This window comes from Glutamicibacter sp. BW77, assembly GCF_002332285.1.
GTDB lineage: Bacteria > Actinomycetota > Actinomycetes > Actinomycetales > Micrococcaceae > Glutamicibacter > Glutamicibacter bergerei.
Genome location: NZ_NRGT01000061.1, coordinates 32,182 through 40,529 on the forward strand (window position 1 = coordinate 32,182; position 8,348 = coordinate 40,529).

The window sequence follows — 8,348 nt, forward strand, 5'->3', positions numbered from 1 at the left end:
GGAAGGGAACCACGGTCTTTTTAGATAAAGGCAAGCTTCTGGCTAATGGCTTGCTAACCAGTCAGAAAATCGCCAAAAACTGTCATGTTCGACAGACGATGCGAAGAGGCGGCACTCAGAATTCGTTTGAGACACCATCGCCGAGAAAAAGAAAACCGACGACTGCCCACTACGGTTGGGGAAGCCTCGGTATTCTATGTGGTGCCCCTGAGCGGAATTGAACCGCTGGCCTACCCTTTAGGAGAGGGTCGCTCTATCCAACTGAGCTACAGAGGCGAAGGCGCTAAGCGCCACATCAACACTATCCTACAAGGAAGTTGATGATGAATTTTTCATGATTCTTGGTTACGAACCTCGGCCATTTTATTAATCAGCGCCATATTAGCCCGGCGAGCTCCGAGGCCAATGATCAGCGCAGCGGTAATAAATAGTGTTACCCATCGAATGGTGGTCAGTACCGAAGCCAGGGCAACCGTCCCTTCGTTGAGATCCGCTCCAAAGAGCGAGTCAATGGCGAAATTCTCCCAAAGATCGGTGACAGCGAAGAGCAGTGGTGCGGCCCAGGCAAGCCAGCGCATCTGGCGATTCGGGATCCAGCGAATAAAAATTAGCATGGAAAACAAAGCGGTCAACAGGGGGAATAGCAGCCCAGCAGTCTTGTGCAGGTAGTTCAATTGACCGGTGGCATCTGCATCCATGGCCCCACGTAGTGCCTCAACGTCAGCGACTGTATAGCCAAAGACGCGTTGGTCAGGCATGGTGAGTCCATTGCTGAGGTCGGTCATCTGGTGCATTACCAGCAAGTGATAGTAGACAAAGAGGAAAGCACAGGTGACTAGACCCGCCGTGATGAGCAACATTGGGTTTGATGAGGATTCGCGTTTCTGCGCAGCCGCTTGCATTCCCTTGACCTGATGGTCCTGGAACTGTGAAGGCTTACGATACTCTTTACTCTTCTTAACGTTCTTTGCCATACCTTCCATTATGCCGGGTAGTTCAATGAAACCGTCGTTGAGCCCACGTAGACTGACTACACCATGGATTTCCTTAACGATGACTTCGCCGCGGAGCCGGCACAGCGCACCATACCAACTCCAGAAGAACTGTTGGTGGGGATGAACGAACAGCAAGATCAAGCGGTTCGTTATCACGGTGGACCGCTTCTAATCATTGCCGGTGCGGGTTCTGGAAAGACTCGCGTACTCACTCATCGCATTGCCTACTTGCTTGCTACCGGCCGGGCTCGGCCGCACGAAATTCTAGCCATCACCTTCACGAATAAAGCAGCCGCAGAAATGCGTGATCGAGCCGCTGAATTGATTGGTGAGACGCAAGCAAAGAAAATGTGGATTTCGACCTTTCACTCCTCCTGTGTACGCATCTTGCGCCGGGAAGCGGCGACTATTGGTCTGAAGTCGAACTTCTCGATCTACGATTCTGCGGACTCACTGAGGCTTATCACATTAATAGCCAAGGGTCTAGATATCGACCCCAAACGATTTGCCCCAAAGGCTATCGCGCATAAGATTTCTTCACTCAAAAATGAACTGATTGATGAAGAAGATTATTCCTCCACGATTAATACCCATGACCCGTTCGCCCTGGCCGTGGCCGAGGTTTACCGAGGCTATACTCGCCGGTTGCGTGCCGCGAATGCCATGGACTTCGACGACCTGATCGGCCAGGTTGTGTACATGTTCCGGGCGTTCCCCGCCGTGGCGGATAACTACCGTCGCCGTTTTCGCCATGTCTTAATCGATGAGTATCAGGATACAAACCACGCGCAGTACTCGCTGGTGCGTGAGCTCACCGGCCCAGATGGATTAACCACCCCCGGGGAGCTCACCGTGGTTGGCGACTCCGACCAGTCAATTTATGCTTTCCGCGGGGCGGACATCCGCAATATTGTGGAATTCGAAAAAGACTATGCGGACGCCGCAACGATCAAACTCGAACAGAACTACCGTTCGACGCAGAACATCCTCTCTGCAGCCAATGAGGTTATCAAGCGCAACCCTGAACGCAACGACAAACGTCTATGGACCGCCAGTGGAGATGGCGAGCCCATCATTGGGTACGTCGGCGAATCCGAAGGTGATGAAGCCCGTTGGATTGCTGAAGAAATTCTGCGACTCAACGATGAGGAAAGCGTGCGCCCCGGCGATGTCGCTATCTTCTACCGGACCAACGCTCAATCGCGTGCATTGGAAGAACAATTAATGCGCGTGGACCTAAAATACCGGGTCGTGGGAGGAACCCGATTCTACGACCGTAAGGAAATTAAAGACGCACTGTCCTATCTCCGTGCGCTAGTTAATCCGGAAGATGACATAAACGTCCGCCGAATTCTCAATGAGCCCAAGCGCGGTATTGGTGACCGAGCTGAAGGTGCCGTGGCAGCACTTGCTGAACGGGATCGAATTTCGTTCATGGATGCCTTGCGACGCTCGGATGAAGCCCCGGGGCTAGGTACTCGCGGCATAAAAATGACAGCGGCCTTCGTGTCATTGATGGATGACCTCAAGGTCGTAGCTGAAGGTTCCAGTCCTGCCGAGGCGCTCGAAGCTGTCTTGGAACAGACCGGTTATCTAGAGATACTTCGCACGTCCAATGACCCTCAGGATGAATCACGGGTGGAGAACCTCGCGGAGCTGGTCGCGGTAGTTCGAGACTATGTCAAAGATGAACCAGAAGGTGGACTAGAAGGGTTTTTGGAACGTGTGGCATTGGTAGCCGACGCTGACCAGATCCCTGAAGCTCCCGCAGATGACGAGGGTGCCGCAATGGCTGCTCGCGAAGGTGTGGTCACCTTGATGACCTTGCATACTGCTAAGGGTCTAGAATTTCCTGTGGTCTTCTTGACCGGTATGGAACACGGTGTTTTTCCGCATCAGCGGTCCATGACCGATGCCAAAGAACTGGCTGAAGAGCGTCGATTGGCCTATGTAGGTTTAACTCGTGCCAGAGAACGGTTGTACCTCACTCGGGCTGAACAGCGTAGCCTCTGGGGACAATCGCAGTACAACCCTGCAAGCCAGTTCCTCGACGAAATTCCGTCCCACTTACTTGAGTGGAAACGTGAAGGGTCAATGTCTTCCGGGTGGGGATCGGGTAGCGGAACGGTGAATTTCGCCACCAGTCGATATGATCGTGGATCACATTGGGCAGCCGGTACCTCGTCCAATGCAATCTCACGGGGGCATAACGCCGCACCCGTTGCGAAACAGCGTGTACAGCAAAACAAAGAGATTGTGGTTCCAAAGGTTGGACAAAACGTAAAACATTCAGGCTTTGGCTTGGGAGTTGTCATTGCTATAGAAGGAGCCGGAGATAAGACGGTTGCAAAAGTGCAATTTGTGGATTCTGAAAAACGGCTCTTACTGCGCTATGCGCCATTGGAAATCGTCGAATAATCGCGAATTCTTTAGGGTAAGCAATGCAGTTTTCGCTTCCGTGGAAACTTCATGGAAAGTTCTCTACATGCTGTAAAAGTGGGAAGTTTGCAAAACTAGGGATAGTCTGAGAAGTGCGCACGGCTACGGCGCCGTATGACTGCCGATAGTTGCGGTGCGCTCTCTAAGGCATGGCATAGGTTTCGATCTATGGCCATGTCGCGAGTCAGCATGAACTTCGAACGAAGGACACAAACCCGTGGACCTGTATGAGTACCAGGCGCGCGATCTATTCGAGGCACACGGCGTTCCCGTGCTTGCCGGCATCGTCGCTTACACCCCGGAAGAAGCTAAAGCCGCAGCTGAGAAGATTGGCGGCGTAGTTGTAGTTAAGGCACAGGTCAAGGTTGGCGGCCGCGGTAAGGCTGGCGGCGTTAAAGTTGCCAAGACCGCAGACGAAGCTTTCGAGCACGCTACCAACATTCTCGGTATGGACATCAAGGGCCACACCGTTAATAAGGTCATGATCGCTCAGGGCGCCGACATTGCTGAGGAGTTCTACTTCTCGGTACTGCTGGACCGTGCAAACCGAAACTACCTGGCCATGTGCTCGGTAGAAGGTGGCATGGAGATCGAGGTGCTCGCTGTCGAGCGCCCCGACGCTTTGGCTAAGGTCGCCGTTGACCCGTTGGTCGGCATCGATGCAGCTAAGGCTGCGGAGATTGTCGCTGAAGCTAACTTCCCTGAAGAACTGCGCGCTAAGGTCGCAGATACCATCCAGAAGCTCTGGGTTGTATTCAAGGAAGAAGACGCCACTCTCGTTGAGGTCAACCCACTGGTGAAGACCGGTGCCGGTGACATTGTTGCCCTTGATGGCAAGGTGTCCCTGGATGAGAACGCCTCCGAGGTTCGTCACCCAGATCACGAAGCTCTGGAAGACAAAGAAGCGGCTGATCCACTGGAAGCCAAGGCTGCAGCAGCAGGCCTAAACTACGTCAAGTTGGACGGTGAAGTAGGCATCATCGGTAACGGTGCTGGCCTAGTTATGTCGACCCTTGACGTTGTTGCCTACGCTGGCGAGAACCACGGTTCGGTCAAGCCTGCTAACTTCTTGGACATCGGTGGTGGAGCATCAGCTGAGGTCATGGCTAACGGCCTTGACGTCATCCTGAACGACCCACAGGTCAAGTCGGTCTTCGTTAACGTCTTCGGTGGCATTACCGCTTGTGACGCTGTCGCAAACGGCATCGTCGGCGCGCTGAACACCTTGGGTGACGCAGCGAACAAGCCACTGGTTGTCCGTCTGGACGGCAACAACGTTGAAGAGGGTCGCGCCATCTTGGCCGAAGCCAACCACCCATTGGTGACCCTGGCAGCAACCATGGATGAGGGCGCCGATAAGGCTGCCGAGCTCGCCAACGCAGCGAAGTAAGAGGGATAAGCGAACAATGAGCATTTACCTGAACAAGGACTCTAAGGTCATCGTCCAGGGCATCACCGGCGGCGAAGGCACCAAGCACACCGCCCTGATGCTCAAGGCTGGCACCAACATTGTCGGCGGCGTGAACGCCCGCAAGGCTGGCACCACCGTCACCCACGGTGACCAGGACATCAAGGTGTACGGCACCGTGGCTGAGGCCAAGGCTGAAACCGGCGCAGACGTATCGATCGTCTTCGTGCCACCTAAGTTCACCAAGGACGCTGTAGTTGAGGCTATCGAGGCTGAAGTTGGCCTCGTTGTTGTCATCACCGAAGGTGTTCCAGTACAGGACTCCGCTGAGTTCTGGGCACTGGCACAGTCGAAGGTTGACGCCGACGGTAACCAGATCACCCGCATCATCGGTCCTAACTGCCCAGGTATCATCACCCCAGGTGAAGCGTTGGTCGGCATTACCCCGAACAACATCACCCAGAAGGGCCCAATCGGCTTGGTTTCCAAGTCCGGTACCCTGACTTACCAGATGATGTACGAACTGCGCGATCTGGGCTTCTCGACCGCAATTGGTATTGGCGGTGACCCAGTGATCGGCACCACCCATATCGATGCACTGGCAGCTTTCGAAGCCGATCCAGAGACCAAGGCCATCGTCATGATCGGTGAAATCGGTGGTGACGCTGAAGAGCGCGCAGCTGATTACATCAAGGCTAACGTCACGAAGCCAGTTGTTGGCTACGTCGCTGGCTTCACCGCTCCAGAAGGTAAGACCATGGGCCACGCAGGCGCCATCGTCTCCGGCTCGGCCGGTACCGCTCAGGCTAAGAAGGAAGCTTTGGAAGCTGCAGGCGTGAAGGTGGGCAAGACTCCTTCGGAGACCGCTCGCTTGCTGCGCGAAGTTTTCGCTGCTCTCTAAGCTGAAGCTAAGTTGAGGGCCTGACTGCAGATCGGTAACGATCCGCAGTCAGGCCCTTTCCGTATTCTGTGAAGATTCTATCGGGTTCGTAGTGCTACGGGAGCCGACCGTAATAGACAGAGTACAAAGCAACGGCCACCGTCCCAGATCTCTGGGACGGTGGCCGTTGGTCAATCAAAAACCAGTGGGTTAGTGGTTCGCTGGTGCCTCATCAAAAAGCGAATCAACGTCAAGATCGGGATTTTCATCCTGAGTTTTCACCAGTTCGACGGCTTCAGCGTCGGTAGCCACCGACGGCATAGAACCCGGAAGTGGTTTGCGTGCTGATTCCTTGAGGAAACACACGGCGATGAAGCCGGCTACGGACATGCCCATCACCCAGAAGGCAGGAGCCAGCGAAGACCCGGACATTGTTACAAGGGCTTGCATGATGAACGGAGCGAAGCCACCAAAAATAGCGACGGCAAAGTTATAAGAGATTCCCATTCCGCCATAGCGCGAAGAGGTAGGGAACAGTGCCGGTAGTGAGGAGGCAAGGTTAGAGACGTAGAACGTTACTGGGATCGCCAGCAGGGCAAGACCAAGCAAGGTGGACCAGATAGCTCCGTGCATCATGAACAAGAACGCCGGAGTGGCTAGTAGCACGGCGGAGACCGAACCGATGAAGAGTACGCGACGGCGCCCGATCTTGTCCGATAAGTGGCCTGCTAACGGGATGCACAAGGACATGCCCGCCAGAATGGGCAAGGTCAGCAAGTTACCGTGCACCGGATCATACTTCAGCGTTTGGGTCAGGTACGTCGGCATATAACTGGTTAGTGCGTAGCCTGCGGTGTTTGCGGCTGAAACCAAAACGAAGCCGGTGAGCAGTTCACGCCAGTAGGCTTTGACCAGGTCGATGACACCCTTCGGAGCATCTGCAGAGCTCTTGGCATCCTCGCTGGCACGATTTGCGGCTTCCTGAGCTTCCTTAAACGCCGGAGTGTCCTCGATCTTGGTGCGGAACCACAGGGCGATGACGCCAAGAGGCAAGGCAACTAAGAACGGGATACGCCAAGCGAAGCCTTCCATCACGTCTTCAGTGAGAGTTAGCTGGAGGATCGAGACGAAGGCGGCACCCACGGCAAAGCCCATATACGAGCCGAGATCCAGAAGTGATGCATAGTAACCGCGGCGCTTATCCGGTGCGTACTCGGTGATAAAGGTTGTGGCGCCGGCGTATTCACCACCGGTGGAAAAGCCCTGAATGAGCTTCAGAACGACGAGAAGTATTGGCGCTGCGATGCCCCAAGCCGAGTAGTCTGGCAAGATACCGATGCCAAACGTTGCCAAGGCCATCATGAGGAGTGTGAAGACAAGAATCTTTTGGCGGCCGACTCGGTCGCCTAACTGTCCAAGGATGACGCCGCCTAGTGGGCGTGCCACGAAGGTTACGGCGAAGATTCCAAGGCTAAATAGCGTTTTGAGGGCTGGATCGAGGGTGGCCGGCATGAATAGCTCGCCGATAATTACCGCTAGGTATCCGTAGACCCCGACGTCGTACCATTCCATCAAGTTACCGACAACGGTACCGCCGATTGCTTTTTTGAGCATCGAATCGTCAACAACGTTGACGTCCTCTACCTTCAACCGGCGTTTCCTTAAAAATTTCGGCCCACGAGTATTCGCTGCTTCCATAAGCTTCACTCCTCATATCTTTCTTAATCTTCTCGTATGCTCTAGGTCGCTCAGCTTTCCTGTGCTGAAGGGCTTCGGGGAATCGTGCCACTTGGTGGTCTAGCCTCAGAGACTTTCTGCAGGCTTCAATGACTTCTCCCCAGATCACTGGCGACGATTGCTCAACGAACGATGAAGTGCATAATCGGACAAGCAACAAGACTAGCAAAACGTGAAATGGCACTTGTGCGTGGAGTCAAGTATTTGCAGTGGATTCGGAGGTTAATGCGTCCGAGCCCGAGAGGCTCCAGTGTAGAGCCATGCTCAATGCGTGAGCTGGTCAAGTTTCTGAGACACGAACTACGATTTTTTCTTATTACACTCAGGCCGCAACAGCCACGGAATTCTGCTCCCAATACCAATCAAGCAGCATCTGAGGACTCAACCCACCAATAGCGGTATGTGGACGCTTCCGGTTGTACCAAACCTCGATGAACTCCATCACCGCGGTACGCGCTGCCACCCTGCTGGTGAATGCCCTGTGGTGATACATTTCGTTCTTGATCGTCGAGAAGGTTGACTCTGCGACGGAGTTGTCCCAGCACACCCCCGTACGGCCCATGGACTGGCGCACGCCATGCGCAGCGCACCACCCCTGGAACGCGTCCGAGGTGTATTGCGTGCCGCGGTCACTATGGAATACGCTCCCGGGTTGGATGAAACCACGCGATACGGCAAGCTCCATCGCGTCAATGACCAGTTGGGTTTGCATGTTCTCACCCATCGACCAGCCCACGATCTGACGCGAATACAAATCGATTACCGTCGCCAGGTACAACCACCCCTCGCCGGTCCGCAGATAGGTGATGTCGCCAACCAATTTCGCCCCAGGACGGGAAGAACGAAAGTCCCGTTTGCCGAGCTTATCGGGCTCTTCAGGAATAAGAGT

General features: G+C 54.4%; 6 protein-coding genes and 1 tRNA gene. 3 read left to right on the forward strand and 4 right to left on the reverse strand.

Annotated elements, in window-relative coordinates; genetic code table 11:
• Positions 1-199 precede the first annotated feature (199 nt).
• Positions 200-276, reverse strand: a tRNA-Arg gene (locus CIK74_RS10110).
• A gap of 56 nt (positions 277-332) precedes the next feature.
• Positions 333-974, reverse strand: a complete 642-nt coding sequence (locus CIK74_RS10115) for a hypothetical protein (protein WP_141392919.1) — start codon at positions 972-974, stop codon at positions 333-335.
• 63 nt (positions 975-1,037) lie between these two features.
• Between CIK74_RS10115 and pcrA the strand changes: the two genes are divergently transcribed.
• The 3 genes from pcrA to sucD all read left to right on the forward strand — a co-directional run bounded on the left by pcrA (position 1,038) and on the right by sucD (position 5,743).
• Positions 1,038-3,413 carry a DNA helicase PcrA gene (gene pcrA / locus CIK74_RS10120; protein ID WP_096256097.1) on the forward strand — a complete coding sequence of 792 codons (2,376 nt, stop codon included), beginning with the start codon at positions 1,038-1,040 and terminating at the stop codon, positions 3,411-3,413.
• A 238-nt stretch (positions 3,414-3,651) separates the two neighbouring features.
• Positions 3,652-4,824 (forward strand): ADP-forming succinate--CoA ligase subunit beta, encoded by a 1,173-nt coding sequence (sucC, locus tag CIK74_RS10125; protein WP_096256098.1) that lies wholly within the window; start codon positions 3,652-3,654, stop codon positions 4,822-4,824.
• Between the two features lie 16 nt (positions 4,825-4,840).
• Positions 4,841-5,743 (forward strand): succinate--CoA ligase subunit alpha, encoded by a 903-nt coding sequence (sucD, locus tag CIK74_RS10130; RefSeq protein WP_096256099.1) that lies wholly within the window; start codon positions 4,841-4,843, stop codon positions 5,741-5,743.
• A gap of 189 nt (positions 5,744-5,932) precedes the next feature.
• On the opposite strand, the gene CIK74_RS10135 is transcribed toward sucD, so the two are convergent.
• Positions 5,933-7,420 carry an MFS transporter gene (locus CIK74_RS10135; RefSeq protein ID WP_096256100.1) on the reverse strand — a complete coding sequence of 496 codons (1,488 nt, stop codon included), beginning with the start codon at positions 7,418-7,420 and terminating at the stop codon, positions 5,933-5,935.
• A gap of 361 nt (positions 7,421-7,781) precedes the next feature.
• The coding region (locus tag CIK74_RS10140) for an IS3 family transposase (RefSeq protein WP_141392920.1) at positions 7,782-8,348 on the reverse strand (567 nt) is incomplete at its 5' end.

Excerpts from the sequence above, each read along its gene's own strand:
- CIK74_RS10115 (WP_141392919.1), bottom strand. The coding sequence starts at position 974 with ATGGCAAAGAACGTTAAGAAGAGTAAAGAGTATCGTAAGCCTTCACAG.
- sucD (WP_096256099.1), top strand. The coding sequence starts at position 4,841 with ATGAGCATTTACCTGAACAAGGACTCTAAGGTCATCGTCCAGGGCATC.
- pcrA (WP_096256097.1), top strand. The coding sequence starts at position 1,038 with ATGGATTTCCTTAACGATGACTTCGCCGCGGAGCCGGCACAGCGCACC.
- CIK74_RS10135 (WP_096256100.1), bottom strand. The coding sequence starts at position 7,420 with ATGGAAGCAGCGAATACTCGTGGGCCGAAATTTTTAAGGAAACGCCGG.